17 protein-coding genes are annotated in these 20,677 nt (G+C 61.9%); 12 read left to right on the top strand and 5 right to left on the bottom strand.

Features of this window, described 5'->3' with window-relative positions:
* Positions 1-220 precede the first annotated feature (220 nt).
* The 6 genes from topA (at position 221) to rpmG (ending at position 7,905) form a co-directional block, all read left to right on the top strand.
* Positions 221-2,887 (top strand): type I DNA topoisomerase, encoded by a 2,667-nt coding sequence (gene topA, locus BBX50_RS21530; RefSeq protein ID WP_065777367.1) that lies wholly within the window; start codon positions 221-223, stop codon positions 2,885-2,887.
* A gap of 2 nt (positions 2,888-2,889) precedes the next feature.
* On the top strand, positions 2,890-5,262 hold the full coding sequence (gene rnr / locus BBX50_RS21535; protein WP_065777368.1) for a ribonuclease R: 2,373 nt from the start codon (positions 2,890-2,892) through the stop codon (positions 5,260-5,262).
* 27 nt (positions 5,263-5,289) lie between these two features.
* A complete protein-coding gene (locus BBX50_RS21540) occupies positions 5,290-5,745 on the top strand; it encodes a DUF983 domain-containing protein (protein WP_065777369.1) in 456 nt (151 codons plus the stop codon).
* Positions 5,742-6,446 carry an NUDIX hydrolase gene (locus BBX50_RS21545; protein WP_065777370.1) on the top strand — a complete coding sequence of 235 codons (705 nt, stop codon included), beginning with the start codon at positions 5,742-5,744 and terminating at the stop codon, positions 6,444-6,446. The genes BBX50_RS21540 and BBX50_RS21545 overlap by 4 nt, the downstream gene beginning before the upstream one ends.
* A 13-nt stretch (positions 6,447-6,459) precedes the next feature.
* Positions 6,460-7,644: an MFS transporter gene (locus BBX50_RS21550; protein ID WP_065777371.1), complete on the top strand. Its 1,185-nt coding sequence runs from the start codon at positions 6,460-6,462 to the stop codon at positions 7,642-7,644.
* 93 nt (positions 7,645-7,737) lie between these two features.
* Entirely contained in the window at positions 7,738-7,905 is a 168-nt protein-coding gene (gene rpmG / locus BBX50_RS21555) for a 50S ribosomal protein L33 (RefSeq protein WP_034795357.1), read from the top strand.
* Positions 7,906-8,507: 602 nt separating this feature from the next.
* On the opposite strand, the gene BBX50_RS21560 is transcribed toward rpmG, so the two are convergent.
* On the bottom strand, positions 8,508-9,875 hold the full coding sequence (locus tag BBX50_RS21560) for a PleD family two-component system response regulator (RefSeq protein WP_065777372.1): 1,368 nt from the start codon (positions 9,873-9,875) through the stop codon (positions 8,508-8,510).
* A gap of 17 nt (positions 9,876-9,892) precedes the next feature.
* Complete coding sequence (locus BBX50_RS21565) at positions 9,893-10,264, bottom strand: response regulator (protein WP_003537642.1); 372 nt, start codon at positions 10,262-10,264, stop codon at positions 9,893-9,895.
* 155 nt (positions 10,265-10,419) lie between these two features.
* On the opposite strand from BBX50_RS21565, the gene BBX50_RS21570 reads away from it, so the two are divergent.
* Positions 10,420-10,689: a DUF3572 domain-containing protein gene (locus BBX50_RS21570; RefSeq protein WP_065777373.1), complete on the top strand. Its 270-nt coding sequence runs from the start codon at positions 10,420-10,422 to the stop codon at positions 10,687-10,689.
* Positions 10,690-10,700: 11 nt separating this feature from the next.
* Positions 10,701-11,333: a hypothetical protein gene (locus tag BBX50_RS21575; protein ID WP_065777374.1), complete on the top strand. Its 633-nt coding sequence runs from the start codon at positions 10,701-10,703 to the stop codon at positions 11,331-11,333.
* 17 nt (positions 11,334-11,350) lie between these two features.
* Here BBX50_RS21575 and BBX50_RS21580 read toward each other — a convergent pair whose 3' ends face one another.
* Positions 11,351-11,935, bottom strand: a complete 585-nt coding sequence (locus BBX50_RS21580; RefSeq protein WP_065777375.1) for a GNAT family N-acetyltransferase — start codon at positions 11,933-11,935, stop codon at positions 11,351-11,353.
* Positions 11,936-12,001: 66 nt separating this feature from the next.
* Here BBX50_RS21580 and BBX50_RS21585 point away from each other — a divergent pair, with 66 nt between their 5' ends.
* Both BBX50_RS21585 and BBX50_RS21590 read left to right on the top strand, forming a co-directional pair.
* Positions 12,002-13,294: a DNA polymerase IV gene (locus BBX50_RS21585; RefSeq protein WP_065777376.1), complete on the top strand. Its 1,293-nt coding sequence runs from the start codon at positions 12,002-12,004 to the stop codon at positions 13,292-13,294.
* Positions 13,295-13,441: 147 nt separating this feature from the next.
* Positions 13,442-14,671 (top strand): L,D-transpeptidase family protein, encoded by a 1,230-nt coding sequence (locus BBX50_RS21590; RefSeq protein WP_065777377.1) that lies wholly within the window; start codon positions 13,442-13,444, stop codon positions 14,669-14,671.
* A gap of 110 nt (positions 14,672-14,781) precedes the next feature.
* Here the strand turns inward: BBX50_RS21590 and dnaE are convergent, their stop codons facing one another.
* Positions 14,782-18,279, bottom strand: a complete 3,498-nt coding sequence (gene dnaE, locus BBX50_RS21595) for a DNA polymerase III subunit alpha (RefSeq protein ID WP_065777378.1) — start codon at positions 18,277-18,279, stop codon at positions 14,782-14,784.
* 415 nt (positions 18,280-18,694) lie between these two features.
* On the opposite strand from dnaE, the gene BBX50_RS21600 reads away from it, so the two are divergent.
* Both BBX50_RS21600 and BBX50_RS21605 read left to right on the top strand, forming a co-directional pair.
* Positions 18,695-19,282, top strand: a complete 588-nt coding sequence (locus BBX50_RS21600; protein WP_065777379.1) for an FG-GAP repeat protein — start codon at positions 18,695-18,697, stop codon at positions 19,280-19,282.
* A 79-nt stretch (positions 19,283-19,361) separates the two neighbouring features.
* Positions 19,362-19,829: a DUF5680 domain-containing protein gene (locus BBX50_RS21605; protein WP_065777380.1), complete on the top strand. Its 468-nt coding sequence runs from the start codon at positions 19,362-19,364 to the stop codon at positions 19,827-19,829.
* Positions 19,830-19,978: 149 nt separating this feature from the next.
* On the opposite strand, the gene BBX50_RS21610 is transcribed toward BBX50_RS21605, so the two are convergent.
* Positions 19,979-20,665 (bottom strand): ABC transporter ATP-binding protein, encoded by a 687-nt coding sequence (locus BBX50_RS21610; protein WP_065777381.1) that lies wholly within the window; start codon positions 20,663-20,665, stop codon positions 19,979-19,981.
* Between the last annotated feature and the right edge of the window lie 12 nt (positions 20,666-20,677).

Below are 20,677 nucleotides of genomic sequence, written 5' to 3' on the forward strand. Positions count from 1 at the left end.
GCCGCGGAAAAAGGGAACCGGAAGGCGACAGACCACGCGCTCCAGATCGCAGTTTCGGCGTGATCCCGCATGAATTGCGCATCGGCCTCTCGTCGTTATTTTGGGTGAACCCTCTTGACCCCGCTCGAATCCCTGTCCATTTCGGGGCGTCGATATAAGGCGAAGTACGGCGCGAACGGCGCTGACGCCGAACCAGAACCGGTTGTCTCAGAAAATGACGATGAATGTTGTAGTGGTGGAATCGCCTTCCAAGGCAAAGACGATCAACAAGTACCTCGGGCCCGGCTACAAGGTGCTGGCTTCGTTTGGCCATGTGCGCGATCTGCCTGCGAAGGACGGTTCGGTTCGTCCGGACGAAGACTTCGAGATGTCCTGGGAGGTCGATGGCGCGTCTGCGAAGCGCATGAAGGATATCGCCGATGCGGTTAAGTCCGCCGACGGCCTCATTCTGGCAACCGACCCGGATCGCGAAGGCGAAGCCATTTCCTGGCACGTGCTCGACCTTCTGAAGAAGAAGAAGGTGCTCGGCGACAAGCCGGTGCAGCGCGTGGCGTTCAACGCGATCACCAAGAAGGCCGTTCTCGAAGCGATCGCCCATCCTCGCGACATCGACATTTCGCTGGTCGACGCCTATCTGGCGCGACGCGCTCTCGACTATCTCGTCGGCTTCAACCTGTCGCCGGTGCTGTGGCGCAAGCTGCCGGGCGCCCGCTCGGCCGGCCGCGTGCAGTCGGTTACGCTACGCCTCGTCTGCGACCGTGAGTCCGAGATCGAGCGCTTTATCTCCGAAGAATACTGGAACATCTCGGCGCTCCTGAAGACGCCGCGCGGCGACGAGTTCGAGGCCCGCCTCGTCTCGGCCGATGGCAAGCGCCTGGCGCCGAAGGCTGTCAGCAATGGCGAAGAAGCGAACCGGCTGAAGTCCTTGCTCGATGGTGCCGCCTATGTGGTCGACAGCATCGAGGCCAAGCCCGTCAAGCGCAATCCGTCGCCGCCGTTTACCACCTCGACGCTGCAACAGGCCGCCTCTTCCAAGCTCGGCTTCTCCGCCTCGCGCACCATGCAGGTCGCGCAGAAGCTTTATGAAGGTATCGACATCGGCGGTGAGACCGTCGGTCTGATCACCTATATGCGTACAGACGGCGTGCAGATGGCACCGGAAGCGATCGAAGCCTCGCGCAAGGCGATCGCCAGCCAGTTCGGCGACCGCTACCTGCCGGAAAAGCCGCGTTTCTATTCGACCAAGGCGAAGAACGCCCAGGAAGCGCACGAAGCCATCCGGCCGACCGATTTCAACCGCACGCCGGACCAGGTTCGCCGTTTCCTCGATGGCGACATGCTCAGGCTCTATGACCTCGTCTGGAAGCGCGGCATTGCGAGCCAGATGGCGTCTGCCGAGATCGAGCGCACGACGGCGGAAATTACTGCCGATAACGGCGGCCAGAAGGCAGGTCTGCGCGCCACCGGCTCCGTCATCCGCTTCGACGGCTTCATCGCCGCCTATACGGACGCCAAGGAAGACGGCGAACAGACGGACGATGGCGACGAGGATGGTCGCCTGCCGGAGATCAACGCCCGCGAAAACCTCGCCAAGCAGAAGATCAACGCCTCGCAGCACTTCACCGAACCGCCGCCGCGCTATTCGGAAGCAAGCCTGATCAAGAAGATGGAAGAGCTCGGCATCGGCCGTCCCTCCACCTATGCCGCGACGGTGACGACCCTTCTCGACCGCGACTACATCACCAACGACAAGCGCAAGCTCATCCCCCAGGCCAAGGGACGCCTGGTGACGGCGTTCCTGGAGAGCTTCTTCACGCGCTATGTCGGCTATGATTTCACGGCATCGCTCGAAGAAAAGCTCGACCAGGTCTCGGCCGGCGAGGTCAACTGGAAGGACGTGCTTCGCGACTTCTGGAAGGATTTCTTCGCCCAGATCGAGGAAACCAAGGAGCTGCGCGTCACCAACGTGCTCGACGCGTTGAACGAGGAGCTGGCACCGCTGGTCTTCCCGAAGCGCGAAGACGGCGGTGATCCGCGCATCTGCCAGGTCTGCGGCACCGGCAAGCTGTCGCTGAAGCTCGGCAAATACGGCGCCTTCGTCGGCTGCTCGAACTATCCGGAGTGCAACTTCACCCGCCAGCTTTCCTCCGAAAGCAACGGCGACCAGGAAGCGGCGGTCTCGAACGAGCCGCAGGCGCTTGGCAAGGATCCGCATACCGGCGAGGAAATCACGCTGCGCAGCGGCCGTTTCGGCCCCTATGTCCAGCGCGGCGATGGCAAGGAGGCCAAGCGCTCGAGCCTGCCGAAAGGCTGGACGCCGTCTACGATCGACCACGAGAAGGCTCTCGCTCTGCTTTCGCTGCCGCGCGATATCGGCGCGCATCCCGAGAGCGGCAAGATGATCTCGACGGGGCTTGGCCGCTACGGGCCGTTCGTCCTGCACGACGGCACCTATGCCAACCTCGAATCGATCGAGGACGTCTTCTCGATCGGCCTCAACCGCGCGGTCTCCGTGCTTGCCGACAAGCAGTCGAAGGCCGGCGCCGGCCGTGGCCGCACCGCAGCCGCTTCGTTGAAGGAGCTTGGCGATCACCCCGACGGTGGCGCGATCACGGTTCGCGACGGCCGCTATGGTCCCTATGTCAACTGGGGCAAGGTCAATGCCACGCTGCCCAAGGGCAAGGACCCGCAGTCGGTAACGGTCGAAGAGGCGCTGGTGCTGATTTCGGAGCGCGCCGCCAAGGGCGGAACGACGAAGGGCAAGGCAACGAAGGCCAAGACGACCAAGGTTGCGGCAAAGTCCGAAGGCGGTGCCGCCAAGGCGACCAAGGCGAAGGCGCCCGCCAAGAGCAAAACCAAGACGGCCGCCAAGGCCAAGAAGGGCTGATCTTGACCAGAATACCGCGCGATCCGACCGAACAGTCCGGCAAGAGAGGCCTGGGCAAGAAGCCCGCTCGCGCGACCAAGGCCGGTCCGGCTCCGACAAGCGAGCCCATCATCCACGGCGCGGTCCCGCCGCGCGACGTGCTGATGCGCTTCATCGCCGAAAACCCTGACCGCGCCTCCAAGCGCGAGATCGCCAAGGCCTTCGGCCTCAAGGGCGAGACCCGTGTCGAGCTCAAGGCCCTGCTCAAATCGCTCGAAGTCGATGGCCTCGTCGAGAAGAAGCGCAAGTCGCTGGTGCGCCCAGGGGCCCTGCCCCCGGTGACCGTGCTCGACATCACCATCCGTGATGTCGATGGCGAACTGATCGGTCGTCCGGCGGAATGGCTCGACGACGATGGCGTCGCACCGGCGGTGCTGATCAAGCAATCGGCCGCCGGCAAGGCCAAAGGCAAGGTTCCGGTTGGCGGCCTTGGCGACCGGGTGCTTGCCAAGATCTTCCCGGCCAAAGAGCGTGGCGGACCGGCCTATACGGCGCGCATCATCAAGGTGCTGGATAAGCGCAAGGACGCCGTGCTCGGCGTCTTCCGTTCGACGCCCGGCGGTGGCGGCCGGTTGATGCCGATCGAAAAGCGCGGCGAAGAAGTGCTGGTCGATCCGGAATTCACCGGCAACGCTGAGGACGGCGATCTGGTCGAAGTCCAGCTGTCGCGGCTTGGCCGGTATGGGCTGCCGCGTGCGCAGGTGCAAAACGTCATCGGCTCGGTCGCCTCCGAAAAGGCGATCTCGATGATCGCTATCCACGCGCACGGCATCCCCTATGTCTTCCCTGAACGGGTGGTCGAGGAGGCGAACGCCGCCGGTCCCGCCACCATGGTGCACCGCGAGGATTGGCGTACGCTGCCGCTGATCACCATCGACCCCGCCGACGCAAAGGATCATGACGACGCGGTTTACGCCGAACCGGATCCGTCCGAGGACAACCCCGGCGGCGTTATCGTCACAGTGGCGATCGCCGACGTCTCCTATTACGTGCGTCCGAAGTCCGCGTTGGACCTTGAGGCACTGAAGCGCGGCAATTCTGTCTATTTCCCGGACCGCGTCGTGCCGATGCTGCCGGAACGGATCTCCAACGATCTCTGCTCGCTGAAGGAAGGCGTCGACCGCCCGGCGCTGGCCGTGCGCATGCGCTTTTCAAGGGAAGGCAGAAAGGCCGGCCACACCTTCCACCGCATCATGATGAAGAGTGCTGCGAAGCTATCCTACCAGCAGGCACAGGCGGCGATCGACGGCAATCCTGACGACAAGACCGGACCGATCCTCGACACGATCCTGAAGCCGCTGTGGGAAGCCTATCGCATTCTCACGCGCGGGCGCGACCGACGCCAGCCGCTCGAGCTCAACATGCCCGAGCGCAAGATCATCCTGAAACCCGACGGCACGGTTGACCGCGTCTTCGTGCCGGAACGCCTCGACGCCCATAAGCTGATCGAGGAGATGATGATCCAGGCAAACGTCGCTGCTGCCGAGACGCTGGAACAGAAGCGTCAGGTGCTGATCTACCGCGTGCACGACCAGCCGTCGCTTGCCAAGCAGGAAAGCCTGCGCGAGTTCCTGGCCACCCTCGACATTTCGCTCGTCAAGGGCGGCAGCATGCGCTCGAACCACTTCAACGGCGTTCTCGCCAAGGCCGAGGGAAAGCCCTTCGAAACCATGGTCAACGAGATGGTCCTTCGCTCCCAGAGCCAGGCCATCTACAGCCCTGAGAATATCGGGCACTTCGGCCTGAACCTGATGAAATATGCGCACTTCACCTCGCCGATCAGGCGCTATGCCGACCTCATCGTGCATCGGGCGCTGGTTGCTTCGCTCGGTCTCGGCGAAGGTGGGCTGACGCCGCAGGAAGAGGGCGTGCTCGATGACATCGCTGCAGAAATCTCCACCTTCGAGCGCCGCGCCATGGCAGCGGAGCGCGACACTGTCGACCGGCTGATCGCGCACCATCTCAATGGCCGCGTCGGCGAGGAATTCGAGGGTCGCGTCTCCGGCGTCACCAAGGCGGGACTTTTTGTCACCCTGCCCGCTTATGGCGCCGATGGTTTCGTTCCTATATCTACGCTTGGGCGCGACTACTTCATCTATGATGAGGCGCATCAGGCGCTTTCCGGCGAAAAGACCGGCCTCGGCTATCGTCTCGGCGATCCGGTGCGTGTCAAGCTCGTCGAGGCCGTTCCGCTTGCGGGCGCGCTGCGCTTCGAGATGCAGAGTGAAGGACGCAAGATGCCGACGGCGATGCGCTCCTTCCACAAGTCTGGTCGCCGCGATCGCACCGGGGCGCGCAAGAAACCGGGAACGAGGCCACCAAGGGGACGGAAATAGCCTCCCTTCCAGGGCAGAGGAATGAGCATGAAAGCAGCTGCAGGCGAAACGCTTCACCTTGGCGGAAGCGAAAGCGACGAGCGCCCGGTTGGCCGTGCGATAAAGCGCGGCTTTCTCGGCCGCTGCCCGGCTTGCGGCAGCGGCAAGCTGTTTCGCGGCTACCTCAAGTCCGTCGAGACCTGTGCGGCCTGCGGCGAGCGCATGGACCATCACCGTGCCGACGATTTCCCGCCCTATATCGTCGTGACGATCGTCGGCCACATCGTGCTTGGCGGCTACATGGCGACCGACCTCATCCTGCCGCTGAACAGCTGGCAGCACCTGGCCATCTGGGCACCGATCACCGTTATCAGTTCGCTGGCGCTGCTACAGCCGGTCAAGGGCGCCGTCATCGGCCTGCAATGGGCGCTCAAGATGCACGGCTTCGGCGGCCATGAGGATGCACCGGAAGACGTTCTGCCGCCGCGAGACGACCGGGCATGATGCCTGAGCGGGATACCGGCGACAAGGTCAAGCGCCAGCGTCCCGCGACCATGCGACCACGGGACGCGGCGTCCATCATGCTGCTTGATCGCGTCGGCAGCCGCGTCCGCGTCCTGATGGGGCGGCGCCATAGCGCGCACGCCTTCATGCCGGACCTCTATGTGTTTCCCGGCGGACGCCGCGATACCGGCGACCACCGCCTTGGCTTTAGCTCCGATCTCCATCCGTCCGTCTTGCAGGCGTTGAAGACGGCTGGCACGCGCGAACTGACGGATGCTCGTGCACGCGCTCTGGCGCTTGCCGCTCTGCGCGAACTCTACGAGGAAGCGGGCATCGCAATCGGCGCGCCGCAGCCTTCGGCCGCGTCGCCTTTTCCGTTCCTTCCCGATCTCGCAAACTTACGCTATATGGCTCGGGCCATCACCCCTCCGGGCAACACGAGGCGGTTCGATACGCGCTTCTTCGCCGTGTTCGCCGATGAGGCCGAAATCGATCCGACGCAGTTCCTGGACAGTCGGGAGCTTCAGGATTTGCAGTGGATCGATGTGAACGATACTCCGTCACTACGGATACCCGACATCACCGCGGTCATACTCGCGGATCTCAGAAGCGGTCTCGACGCTGATCCCTCGCTGCCCTGCGAGCGACCGGTGCCACTCTACACCACGCGCCGTGGGCGCTTCGTTCGCACCCTGCTCTAAGGATCCTCGTCTGATGTCACAGCCGTCGCCCGGTACAGCTGCACCGGTTGAGGAAATTCACTGGCGGTCACTGATCGCCGCCGTTGCCGCAATCAGTGCCGTCGGCATTGCCATCGGTCTCGGCCTGCCGCTGCTCTCCATCATCATGGAGAAGCGCGGAATTTCCTCGACGCTCATCGGCCTCAACTCGGCTATGGCCGGCCTTGCCTCGATGGCGGCGGCACCGTTCACCACCAAGTTCGCCCATCGTCATGGCGTCGCGCCAACCATGCTTTGGGCCGTATTCGTCGCCTCCGTCAGCGCCTTCGGCTTTTACTACATCACCAATTTCTGGCTCTGGTTTCCGCTGCGGGTGGTTTTCCACGGCGCCATCACCGTCCTCTTCATCCTCTCGGAATTTTGGATCAACGCCACGGCTCCGCCGGCCAAGCGCGGTTTTGTGCTCGGCATCTACGGCACCGTCCTCTCGCTCGGCTTTGCCACCGGCCCCCTGCTCTTCTCCATCCTCGGCAGCGACGGCATCCTCCCCTTTGTCGTTGGTGCCGCGGTCATCCTGCTCGCGGCGGTGCCAATCTTCCTGGCGCGCGATGAAAGCCCCGTCATCGACGAGAAGCCGGAACGGCATTTCCTGCGTTACGTTTATCTCGTTCCGACCGCGACGGCGGCGGTCTTCATCTTCGGAGCGGTCGAATCGGGTGGCCTGTCGCTGTTCCCGATCTTCGGCACCCGGTCCGGCTTTACCGAATCACAGGCCGCGCTGCTGCTCACCGTGATGGGAATCGGCAACTTCATCTTCCAGATCCCGCTCGGCATGCTGTCCGATCGGGTAAAAGACCGCCGAACGCTTCTGTCCGCAATGACGGTGATCGGCCTCATTGGCGCGCTCTGTCTGCCCATGCTCGCCGAGAGCTGGTTCCTGATGGCGATCGTCCTGCTCTTCTGGGGCGGCTGCGTTTCCGGGCTTTACACCGTCGGCCTCAGCCACCTCGGTTCCCGCCTGCAGGGCGCAGATCTCGCGGCTGCCAACGCCGCCTTCGTCTTTTCCTATGCCGTCGGTACGGTCGCCGGTCCGCAGGTCATCGGCGCTGCAATGGACGTTACCGGCAACAATGGGTTCGCCTGGGCGATCGCCGGCTTTTTCGGTCTCTATGTCGCGCTTTCCGTGGTCAGGATCGTTTTGAATCCAAAACGGCCTTGACTTTTCGGCCGCGATTTGTAGTTTCGCGCCAACCTTGCCCGTGGCCCGCAACCGGTTGTCCACGGCTTTCATTGTTACAAAGGCAGGACGACCATGGCAAAAGCCACAACCATCAAGATCAAGCTGCTTTCGACAGCCGACACGGGTTTCTTCTACGTCACCACCAAGAACAGCCGTACGATGACGGAAAAGATGACGAAGACCAAGTACGACCCGGTCGTCAAGAAGCACGTCGAATTCAAGGAAACGAAGATCAAGTAAGATCGAACGTTTCAAGGAATTGAAAAAGGGCGCCGGCCGCATGGTCTGGCGCCCTTTCCTTTTGCATGCCCTGGGTTCGTTGCTCGGCGCCTTCGTCCGCCCTGCAAGAACGACACCAAGAACGAAATAGGACGGATCGCCGATAGGAGCCCCGTCTTTCCCTCACGATGGGCCGGCAGAATCAAAAACGCCGCCCCTGGGAGGGACGGCGCGTCGGAAAAGGGGGTCGGCTGGCCTCTGACTGCGGCACGAGGATTCCGCGGATGTCAAAAGCCAACCGACCGACCCCACGACCCAGGAGATGCGGCGGACCTGAGCATCATGGGGTAACCAAAATCTCAGAAGGCAAATGCCTCCTTATCCATCAGCATCACCTGAAAAGGAAAAAAAATCAACGAATTCTTAATGCGCGGAGCGGTGCCGCTCGGCGCATGGTTAATTCTGTCTCAGACTAGGACAGGCAAATGCATGGTCCCGCGGCCACCCAAACTCCCCGGTAGCAGCAGTCGACGCGAGAATACAACTTTGAATGCAACCTGCAAGAGGTTAGCCCTAGAAATTCATAGGGCTCTGAGGACGCCCAGAAGCTGTGCTGCCGCCCGTCAGGCTGCCGCCGCCACCACCCGATTGCGACCCTCGTTCTTGGCCTGATAGAGCGCCGTATCCGCGCGTTTCAGCAGAGCTTCGGCCGTATCACTGCCGGCCCTGAGGCTGGCGATCCCCATGGACGCAGTGACCTTCAGGGGGCCTTCCGCCTGCGCAACCGGGAAAGGCAGGCTTTCAATTATGATGCGCAAGCGCTCCGCGACGCCTGCCGCCATTTCAGCCGATGTATCCGGCATGACCACGATGAACTCTTCCCCACCGAAGCGGCACGCAAGATCCGCACCGCGCACCGTTGTGCGGATACGGTTGGCAAATTCACGCAGAACGTCGTCACCGACATCATGACCATAGGTGTCGTTGACCTGCTTGAAGCGATCTATGTCGGTCATGCAGATCGACAGCGGTCGACCGCGCGCAGCCGCCCGATCCATGAGCAACTTTAGGTGCGTGTCGAAGTAACGACGGTTATGCAACCCGGTAAGGCCGTCGGTAACGGCGAGCTCAATCGTCTGCTGCACACTGGCGCGCAGCCTGTCGTTGCAATGCTTGCGCCGAATCTGGGTCATCGATCGGGCGATAAGTTCATTGGGATCGACCGGCCGCATGAGGTAGTCCGTCACACCGAGATCGAGCGCACGCACCACCAGCTCGTCGCTGCCCTGCTCGGCGATCAACAGGATCGGGATGAAACGGGTGCGCTCCAGCGATCGCAACTGCGAGCACAGCCGCAGCGGATCGTAGTCGTCGAAGTTCGCGTTGACGATGACCAGGTCGAAATTGCTCTCTGCCGCCTCAAAGAGAGCTGCCTGCGGATCGGAGATAACCGAGACATCGGCGATCGGCTTGAGGGCTCGCTGCAGGCGCTCCTGCGACGAGCCGCGGCCATCGACGAGCAGGATATTGCCGGGTTCGTCCGGACGGTCGGCGCGGCCAACCTCCTCCAGCCCGATCGTCTGCGCGGTCTGGGCCCGCAGCCGCAGTTCGTCGCTGACATTCTTCAACCGCACAAGGCTCTTCACCCGCGACATCAGTTGCAGATCATTGACGGGCTTCGTCAAAAAATCATCGGCACCGGCCTTCAGACCACGCACGCGGTCCGAGGGCTGATCAAGCGCCGTGACCATCACAACGGGGATATGCGCCGTCTTCGGGTTTGCCTTCAATCGCTCGCAGACCTCGAATCCATCGAGACCGGGCATCATGATGTCGAGCAGCACAAGATCAATCGGCGTCTTCTCGCAGAGCGCCAGCGCCGCGTAGCCATCGTTGGCTGTCAGCACGTCGAAATATTCGGCAAGCAGCCGGGCTTCGAGCAATTTCACATTGGCCGGCACATCGTCGACGACAAGAATACGCGCAGTCATATCAATTTTCCCGCCGCTCAGGCATCGCCCAGGTAGGTTTTGATCGTTTCAATGAACTTCGGTACGGAGATCGGCTTGGAAACATAGGCTTCGCAACCGCCCTGGCGGATGCGTTCCTCGTCTCCCTTCATTGCAAAGGCGGTAACGGCGATGACCGGAATGACGTGCAACTCATCGTCTTCCTTCAGCCATTTTGTCACTTCCAGACCGGACACTTCCGGCAGCTGAATGTCCATGAGAATGAGATCGGGCCGGTGCTTGCGCGCGAGCTCGAGCGCCTCCATGCCGTTGCGCGTCTGGATCGTCGCGTAGCCGGAAGCCTCAATCAGGTCGCGGAACAGTTTCATGTTCAGCTCGTTGTCTTCAACAATCATTACCTGTTTGGGCATGTCGATCCCTTGCTGTCCGTCGTCGCCTTGCAAGTCATTTCAGGATACTTAACTTGCGAGTCGACGACTCGACCCATTTCCTCAACTTCAGAGATAGTCCTATTTGGTTGAAAAATAGGTAACTCCAGGCGTAAAAACCATACGAGGACGAACCAATGAAAAGCGCCGAAGAAATCGCCATCGACATCCTTGCCTGGCTCGCCGGCGAACCTGAGCTTTTGTCCCGCTTCCTGGCTTTGACCGGCACCGAACCGGAATCATTGCGCACGGCGATCGCGGAGCCCGGCTTCATGGGCGGCATCATCGCCTTTCTCATGGACCACGAGCCGACGCTCATGGCTTTCTGCCAGGCAACGGGCACGGCGCCGCAAGATGTCGTCAGCGCCCACGCGGCCCTATCCGGCCATTCCGGCTTCGACGACTGAGGGCGCGGGCCATGCCGGCGATCCAAGATATCGAGCTCCGGGCGCGGCCGCTGATCGTCAGCGACATTGATGACGTCGTACTCGAATTCATCAATCCGTTCAAAGCTTTCCTCGATAGCTGCGGTCACGTGCTGCTGCCCCGGTCGTTCCGTCTGACCGGCAACATCGTCGAGCGCGCCAGCGATCAGCCGGTCGCGGAGGAGGAAGTCCGCATTCTGCTCGACGCCTTCTATGGTTCGCAGGATCGTTGGCAGACGCCCGCCGCGCAGGTCGTAGAAACCTTGGCCGCGCTGTCGGAGGAAGCCGATATCGTCTTCCTGACGGCCATGCCGTCCCATCACGCGATGGTCCGCCGCGCTCTGCTCGACCGGCTTGGCCTTCCCTATCCGCTGCTCGCCTCCGAAGAGCCGAAGGGGCCGATCGTGGAAAAGCTGCACGGCGGGCGCCCAGTCCCGCTGGTCTTTGTCGACGACATGCTTCGCAACCTGCAGTCGGTCCGGCACCATGCTCCTTCCTGCCTGCTGATCAATCTGATGGTCAACTCCGAGTTTCGTGCACTCGCGCCGAAGCTGGATGCCGGAATTTGCGCCGTTACCGACTGGCCGGAAGCGGCAGCGACCATTCGCGCGCATTTCGAGAGCTAGTTCGGCGCCGGTTCCCATCAGTGCAAATCCAATCGCATCAGCGGTCTACCGTCCTTGCGGCGCGCGACGACGTCGAATCCCGCGGCGTCAAAGACGGACGTCGCACCGACCCACAGGGCAACCGACTTCGGTTGTTTGGCGTGATCGATCGGACAGGCATCGAGATAGCGTGCACCGCCCGCCCGGGCGTGGTCGATCGCAGCACCCACGAGTTGATGGCTCAAGCCCCTGCCCCGCAGCTTCGACTGCATGAACAGACAGCTCAATGCCCAGATCGTCGGATCGGTCGCCTCGCGGTCCTCCAGCGGTCGCGCGACCGTGCGCGGCGAATTGAACTGAGGAACATCCTGGCGCGGACCAACCTGAACCCAGGCGACCGGCGCTCCCTCGAAATAGCCGAGGATTCCGGGCGGCGGCGCGACATCGACACGTGCGTGGATAAAGGCCTTGCGCTCACTTGCCGGCATCGCCGTTCGGATGGAATGCGGCAGGCGCAGCGCGGTGCACCAGCAACCACCATAGGCACCGTTCGGCTCAAAAAGCCGCTCGAAATCCGCCCAACGGTCCGCCGTCACCGGTGAGAACTGGAGTGTGATTTCCAATCGCGCCTCCCTTGAGACTCGCTAGCCTAGAGCGTAAGGTCGCGATGTTCAATATTTGTTCCTGACATGTCCGACAGCGCTGCTCAAATTCCAGGCTTCTGCCGCGACTGCCTTAGGGAACAGGCGGCGTCCGTGCGGCGCTGTCTCGCCTGCGGCAGTCCGCGCATTCTGCGTCACGCAGAACTCTATGATCTGACCCTGGCGCATATCGATTGCGACGCCTTCTATGCGTCGATCGAAAAGCGCGACAACCCGGAGCTCGCCGACAAGCCCGTGATCATCGGCGGGGGCAAGCGCGGTGTTGTGTCCACCGCCTGCTATGTCGCGCGCATTCACGGCGTGCGCTCGGCCATGCCGATGTTCAAGGCCCTGGAAGCCTGCCCCCAGGCCGTGGTCATCAAGCCCAACATGGAAAAATATGCCCGTGTCGGCCGCGAGGTTCGCACGCTGATGCAGGAACTGACGCCGATGGTGCAGCCGCTGTCGATTGACGAGGCCTTTCTGGAACTCCGGGGCACAGAGCGATTGCACCACGATCCGCCAGCTCGCACGCTCGCGCGCCTTGCCAGACGCATCGAGCAGGAGATCGGCATCACCGTCTCGGTGGGCCTGTCCTATTGCAAGTTCCTCGCCAAGGTGGCGTCCGACCTGCAGAAGCCGCGCGGCTTCTCCGTCATCGGCCAGGCCGAGGCGCTGGAGTTCCTGAGAGAAAAGTCGGTTACCCTGATCTGGGGCGTCGGCAAGGCCTTTGCCTCGACGCTCGAGCGCGACGGCGTGCGCACGATCGGGCAATTGCAGACCATGGAAGAAGCCGACCTCATGCGTCGCTACGGCACGATGGGACAACGGCTCTATCGCCTGTCGCGGGGGCTCGATGAAAGAGCCGTCGAAATCGACGGCGAAGCCAAGAGCGTATCGGCGGAGACGACGTTCAACGACGACATCGCGCGCTACGATGACCTCGTGACGCACCTCCGGCGCCTGAGTGAACAGGTGGCCCACCGGCTGCGGAAATCGGAGCTCGCCGGTCAGACGGTCGTTCTCAAACTGAAAACCACCGACTTCAAGCTTCGCACACGCAATCGGCGGCTCGACAGTCCCACTCGGCTTGCCGACCGCATTTTCCGCACCGGCCTCCAGCTTCTGGAGAAGGAGGCCGATGGCACGAAATATCGGCTGATCGGCATCGGCGTCAGCGATCTCTCGGCCCCGGATCTCGCCGATCCCCCAGATCTCGTCGATCCGGCGGCCACCAGGCGAGCAGCCGCCGAAGATGCCATGAACAAGCTGCGCGACAAGTTCGGCAAGGCGAGCGTCGAGACCGGCTATACATTCGGCACCAGGAAACGCGACCCCTGAGGCCGCAGGCGCTGCGCGGGTGCGACCGCCGTGTCATGCGGCCCAAGGCGATCACGCAACCTTGATCGTCTCCACATGGCATCTGGATGAATTCCTTAAAGATTGCGGGCTAGGCTCGTCCGCCATGTCACGTGTTGGGTTGAGTGTATGGTTTCGCGTTTCGCTCTCACCGCCAGCTTCGTCGCTCTGCTGCTATCCCCCGCAAGTGGGTTTGCAGGCAGTCGCGGGCCGCTACAGATCATCGTTTCGAAGGACCAGCAGTCGCTCGTCGTTTATGATGGCGACGCTGTGATTGCGACCTCGCCGGTCTCGACCGGCAGGGCCGGCCATGCGACGCCGACCGGCATCTTCTCGATCCTGGAGAAGCGTCGTCATCACAAGTCGAACATCTATTCGAATGCGCCAATGCCTTTCATGCAGCGGCTCACATGGTCGGGGATCGCGCTGCACGGCTCCAACCATGTGCCCGACTATCCCGCGTCGCATGGCTGTGTTCGCCTGCCGAGCGCCTTTGCCGCCTCGCTCTACAAGATGACCGAGCGCGGCGTGCATGTTCTGATCTCGGACCGGCAGATAACGCCTTCCGAGGTCAAGAGCGCCCTGCTCTTCCGACCGACTCCGATCGACATTCAGCCGCCGCTGTCCGATGTGCCGCTAAGGCCGGCGATCAGCCAGGCCGGGAGCAACCCGGTGGAAGTGGCGATGCGCGAGCCGACGGGCGGTGCTGGAACGGCCAGATCCATGGAAGAGCCGATCCGCATCCTGATCACGCGCAGCGACGCGCGCGACTCCATGCGCGAAGTTCAGACGTCATTGGATGCCCTCGGCTACGCGCCCGGTGCGATCGACGGCCAAGCAGGGCCGGCGACAATCGCGGCGCTTCGCGCCTTCCAGTCAAGCGAAGGTCTCGAAAGCGACGGCAAGTTGACGCCGGAATTGACCAACAGACTGCTGCGCAAGGCCGGCCGCACGCCGCCGCAAAACGGCAAGGTCCTCGTCCGGCAAGGGTTCAAGCCGCTCTTCGAAGCGGGGCTCACGATCGACAAGCCGGAAGAAGCACTTGGAACGCACTTCCTTCAGTTTCGCCACAATGAAGAGGAAGGTGCCGAAGGCAAATGGTTCGGCGTTTCGCTTGAAAACCACCTTCCCGCCTCTACCAAGAAGCGGCTTGGCATCTCCATGGAGGCTGATTCCTTTGCGTACAATGGCATACAGCGCACGCTGGCACGGATGACGATATCCGACGAAGTCCGCAAGCGGGTGGAGGAACTGCTGGCCGAGGGCTCGTCGCTTTCGATCGCCGACACGGAGAGCGGGCTGGAGACCGGCCAGGGCACCGATTTCATCACGATCACCCGAGCGCGACCGGGCGACTGAAGCCGAGCAACCGCAGTAACGCGCGGCCTACGCCTTCCGTTCCGGGCTGCCTATCCTCAAACTGCTCTGTGTAATTTCTCCGCTTCGAACGAAACGGAGAAATCCGCCGATCAGACCAGTTCGACGTCGATCACGCCCGGCGCCGAACGAAGTGCCGCGGCGATCTCGGGCGAAATGCGGAACTTCTCGCTGAGCTCGACCTCAATCTCGCGCTGACCATTGTCCTTGATGACGACGAAAGACACGAGGCCGTCACCCCTGGTGTTGAGGTGCGAAGCGATCGATTTCAACGGACCGGAATCGCGCACATAGACGCGCAACGCCTTCTGCAATTGAAGCGATTCCTCTTCGAGCGAGCGCAGGGTCTGGATGCGCAGGCCGATCCCTTCCGGTCGTTCTTCGGCAGCCACCGTCATCACCAGTGACTTTCCCGGCTCCAGCAGGTCTCGGTACTGGTGCAGCATCTCGGAAAACAGCACCGCCTCGAACTGGCCGGAGGAGTCGGAGAAGGCAACGATGCCCATCTTGTTGCCGGTGCGGGTCTTGCGTTCCTGCTTCGAGGTGACGGTGCCGGCGAGCCGGCCGGCGGTCGCCCCCTTCTTCACCGCGCCGGCGAAATCGCCGAAGGTCTGCACGCGCATCTTGGCAAGCAGGGCATTGTAGGTGTCGAGCGGGTGGGCCGAGAGATAGAAACCGAGCACCTGGAACTCGCGGTGCAGCTTCTCCGAAGCGAGCCAGGGCGTATAGGTCGGGAGCGCGATACGCTCCGGTCCGGTGGCAGCCCCCGCGCCGAACATGTCGCTTTGACCACTCGTCTTGTTTTCCTGCGCGCGCTGAGCAAAGCCGAGGATGCGATCGAGCCCGCCGACCAGTTCCGCACGATCATAGCCGAAGCAATCGAAGGCGCCGGCGGCGATCAGGCTTTCAAAGACGCGACGGTTGAGAAGCTTCGGATCGATCCTGAGGCAGAAGTCCTCAAGGCTGGCGAAGGATCGATCGCCGCGAACTTCGACGATGTGCTCGACTGCGGATTCACCCACGCCCTTGATGGCCGCAAGCGAGTAATAGATGCGGTTCTCGCCGGTCTGGAAATGCCGGAACGACGTTTGCACCGATGGGGCGATCACCTCGATACCCAGGCGCTTTGCGTCCTGCCGGAAGTCGTTGACCTTCTCGGTGTTGGACATGTCGAGCGTCATCGACGCCGCGAGGAACTCCACCGGGTAATGCGCCTTCATATAGGCGGTCTGATAGGAGACGATGGCGTAGGCGGCCGCGTGCGACTTGTTGAAGCCGTAGTTGGCGAACTTGGCGAGCAGGTCGAAAATCAGATCGGCCTGCGGCTTCGACACTTCGTTCTTGACGGCGCCGTCGACGAAGCGGGCGCGCTGCTTGTCCATTTCCTCCTTGATCTTCTTACCCATGGCGCGGCGCAGAAGATCGGCCTCGCCGAGCGAATAGCCCGAGAGCACCTGGGCGATCTGCATCACCTGCTCCTGGTAGACGATAACGCCTTGCGTTTCCTTGAGCAGATGGTCGATCTTCGGATGGATCGACTCGATCTCCTCTTCGCCGTGCTTGCGCGCATTATAAACAGGGATGTTCTCCATCGGACCCGGGCGATAAAGCGCCACCAGCGCGATGATGTCTTCAATGCAGTCCGGCCGCATGCCGATCAGCGCCTTGCGCATGCCGGCGCTTTCCACCTGAAACACGCCGACGGTCTCGCCGCGCGACAGCATCTCATAGGTCTTGGGGTCATCGAGCGGTATGCTGGCGAGATCAACCTCTATGCCGCGCCGCTTGACGAAATCGACCGCGACCTTCAGCACCGTCAGCGTCTTCAGACCGAGAAAGTCGAATTTGACGAGGCCTGCCTGCTCCACCCACTTCATGTTGAACTGGGTGACGGGCATGTCGGAGCGCGGGTCGCGATACATCGGCACGAGCTGCGACAGCGGCCGGTCGCCGATCACGATGCCGGCGGCGTGGGTCGAGGCGTGGCGATAGAGCCCTTCGATCTTCTGGGCGATATCGAGAAGACGCGCGACCACAGGCTCCTTCTCCGCCTCCTCCTGCAGGCGCGGCTCTTCCTCGATGGCCTTGGAGAGCGGCGTCGGATTGGCCGGGTTGTTGGGTACCAGCTTGCAGATCTTGTCGACCTGGCCATAGGGCATTTCAAGCACGCGCCCGACGTCGCGCAGCGCTGCACGTGCCTGCAGCGAACCGAAGGTGATGATCTGCGCCACCTGCTCGCGACCGTATTTGCGCTGCACGTAGCGGATCACTTCTTCCCGCCGGTCCTGGCAGAAGTCGATGTCGAAGTCCGGCATCGAAACGCGCTCTGGGTTGAGGAAGCGTTCGAACAGCAGCGAGAAGCGCATCGGATCGACGTCGGTGATCGTCAAGGCATAAGCGACAAGCGAGCCTGCACCCGAACCGCGGCCTGGCCCGACGGGGATGTCATGCTGTTTCGCCCACTTGATGAAGTCAGCAACGATCAGGAAGTAGCCGGGGAACTTCATGCGCGCGATAACGCTGAGTTCGAAGGCCAGGCGCTCGCGATATTCCTGCTCGGTGTAGCCGGGCGCCATGCCAAGCTTCGCGAGGCGCTCCTCCAGCCCCTCCTCCGCCTGACGGCGCAGTTCATCCGCCTCGGCGCGCTCGGCCTCCTCCGGGTCTGCGGTGGCGCCGGTAAAGCGCGGCAAGATGGGCCCGCGGGTCTTCAGCATGAAAGAGCACCGCCGCGCAATCTCGACGGTGTTTTCCAATGCCTCAGGCAGATCGGCAAAGAGCGCCGCCATTTCCTTGCGGTTCTTGAGGTAATGGTCCGGCGTCAAGCGAAAGCGGCTGTCATCCGACACCATCGCGTTGTGCGCGACCGCCATCAGCGCATCATGCGCCTCATAGTCGGACGGCGCCGGGAAGAAGGCTTCATTGGTGGCGACGAGTGGAATATCGAACTTGTAGGCAAGATCGATCATCCGGCTCTCATGGCGCCGATCGTAGCCGCCATGGCGCTGCAACTCGATGTACAGGCGATCGCCGAACAGATCATGCAAGGCTTCGAGACGCGCTTCGGCAAGCGCGAACGAGCCCGCCTTCAAGGCCATATCCACCGGGCCCGTCGTCGCCCCGGTTAGCGCAATCAGCCCCTCGGTTCCGCATTCTTCGAGCCAGGAGCGGGTAATCCGCGTCGCCTGACTGCCCTCGCCGCTGAGATAGGCGCGGCTCACCAGATCCACGAGTCGGGTGTATCCATCGTCGGTGGCCGCGATCAGCACGATCGCCGGCAGCTTGACGAGCTGTTGCGCATGACCACGTCGATCGCCATCCGCTTCGTCTTCCATGTCAATGGAAAGCTGGCAGCCGGTGATCGGCTGCAACCCGTCTTCGGACGCCTTCTGCGAGAACTCGAGGGCTGCAAAAAGGTTATTGGTGTCGGCGATCCCGATCGCCGGCTGATCATCGGCGACGGCCTTGCCGATGACCTTCTTCAGCGGCAAAGCACCTTCGAGCAGGGAGAAGGCTGAATGGACGCGCAGGTGCACAAACTGCGGATCCGTGCCGAGCGTCCCACTCGATGCTGTCTTGCCGTCGTCTGCCATCGCCGCACCCCGATTCCTGTCTGGTCGACAGGATATCCTGCTTATCACCCGCCATGTCCAGTTTCACCTGACATGTCGTCCCCTTATTCAACCGGGGGGAGGAAAATTGGGAGTGCGTACGATGAAATGTCCGCGCTCGCCTCAGAGGCCGAGCGCTATGAAAGAGATGCTTGCGATGAACAGGCTCATCGAAGTGAAGGCGGCGAGGTCACGAACAAAATCAGTCATAACATGGCTCCTTTTTCGTTATGTTTTCATTTTGTTCTATTTCTGTTCACGCGTCAAGCGCAACCACAGCCATTCTGGTAATGATGGTTAATGCCGGTCGCTGGAAGATCAGCCAATGCGGTGTGCCGCTTGAGGAATGCGAGGCGAACGCCTATCAATAGCGACAACCACAAGGGAATCTCCTCGCATGCGCGCACGCCCGATCCTGCCGTTGTTGTTCCTGCCGCTGTCGTTCCTGTTTCCGGCGGCCGCTTCTGCGGCGGAAACGGTCGAACTGTCCCGCATTGTTTCGGCCGCCGCCGGCGACTGGAACAAGGACGGCGACTCGGACCTCGCTCTTATCGTGCGCCCCGCCGAGGGTAGCGACGAGGACAACGGCGTCTATCTTTATCTCACCGGCGAGAACGGCGCGCTCGAACTGAAGTCGGCGATCCCAAACAAAATCTGGGGCCAATTCAACTTCGCCGGACAGGCCCCCGCGATCGAGGCGCTGCCGAGCGGTTCGTTGCTCATCACCAGTCACAATGATTCCATCGGGCGTGACCGCTGGGAGCAGACACTGACCGTCGCCTATCGCAATTTCGAGTTCGTCGTCGCCGGCTATACCTACTCGTCCTACGATACGCTCGATCTCGACAACACGTCAAAATGCGACCTCAACGTCCTGACCGGCAAGGGCAAATCCAACGACAAGCCCGTGGTCGCCAAGGGTGAACTCATCCTCTTCAAGGACTGGAACGACGATCGCGGCCAGAAGGCGTGCGGCCTGCAATAAGCGGATGATTGTTCCCTATATGTTCTTTACAGGTACCGCAGATCGCGGCATCCTCAATAAGAACATACGAGGAACGATCATGACCGCGCTCGAACGACTCAAGGACTTCATCGTCGAAGCCAAATCGAACACCTATGTCGGCGGCGGGATGCCGCGCCCGTCGTCCCGCCCGGGTTCCCGCGACATCGGCTACGAGAGGGACAATTGGCGCTATCTCGACAGCTACTTCGGCGGAACTGATTTTGCCGGGCAGGAGACCGTCTGGCGGGATGGCGAGCCTGCCTGGGCGATGAACTATTTCGGCCGGATTACAAGGCACGATCTCATCAACGGAGAAAAGGCCGGGCTGATCATCAAGGCAGCGCTCCAGGCCATGTACCGCGACAAGCGACACTTTCTCGGTGGCATGGAGTTTCGTCATGCTCACGGCTACTACATTGATAACAGCCGGGGAGACATCGGGCACTTTTCCGGTCACGAGGTCATCTTTGTCGATGGCGAGGAAGCCTATGAACTCGATTATCGCGGCGGCCTGATCAAGCGCTGAGGAAAGCCCGCTGCGCCGTGGGGCGCTTTGAATTGTCGCAAGTTCCTGTCTCTTGATCGGCTGCGATCAAGAGACAGGCGCAGGAGGCTGACAGGAACCAGTCCAAGGATGGCGGCAGACGAAGCGGTCGTCACGGCCGTCAGCCAAGGTCATTTCATCTCGACGACCTTGCCGTCTTCGATCGTGACGCGGCGATCCATCAGGCTTGCGAGCTCATGATTGTGGGTAGCGATCAAGGCCGCCAGACCCGACTGGCGCGCGAGTGCTTCCAGCGCCTCAAAGACATAGCCGGCGGTCTCCGGGTCGAGATTGCCCGTCGGTTCGTCGGCGAGGAGGACGAGCGGCGCGTTGGCCACAGCCCTCGCAATCGCGACACGCTGCTGCTCACCACCGGAAAGCTCTGCCGGACGATGTTCGGCGCGGTGGCCAATCCGCATGTAGTCGAGCAGCGCCCTTGCCCGATCGGCGGCTTCCGCCTTCGGCAGACCGGCAATCAGCTGCGGCATCATGATGTTCTCGAGCGCCGAAAACTCCGGAAGCAGGTGGTGGAACTGGTAAACGAAGCCGATCTCGTTGCGGCGGATCGCGGTGCGCTTGTCGTCGCTGAGGTCGCCACAAGAAACGCCGCTGACCAAGACTTCGCCGGCGTCAGGACGCTCGAGCAAGCCGGCAACATGCAACAATGTCGACTTTCCGGTTCCCGATGGCGCCACCAGCGCCACCGTCTCGCCGCTTCTCAGCGTGAAATCCGCCCCTTTGAGGATCGACAGAAACGTCTCGCCCTCCCCGTAGTGTCGCTCGACGCCGGAAAGCTGCAGTGCCACGCGCGCATTCATTCAGGTGATGTC

This window comes from Ensifer sp. LC11, from assembly GCF_001695835.1.
Lineage (GTDB): Bacteria > Pseudomonadota > Alphaproteobacteria > Rhizobiales > Rhizobiaceae > Ensifer.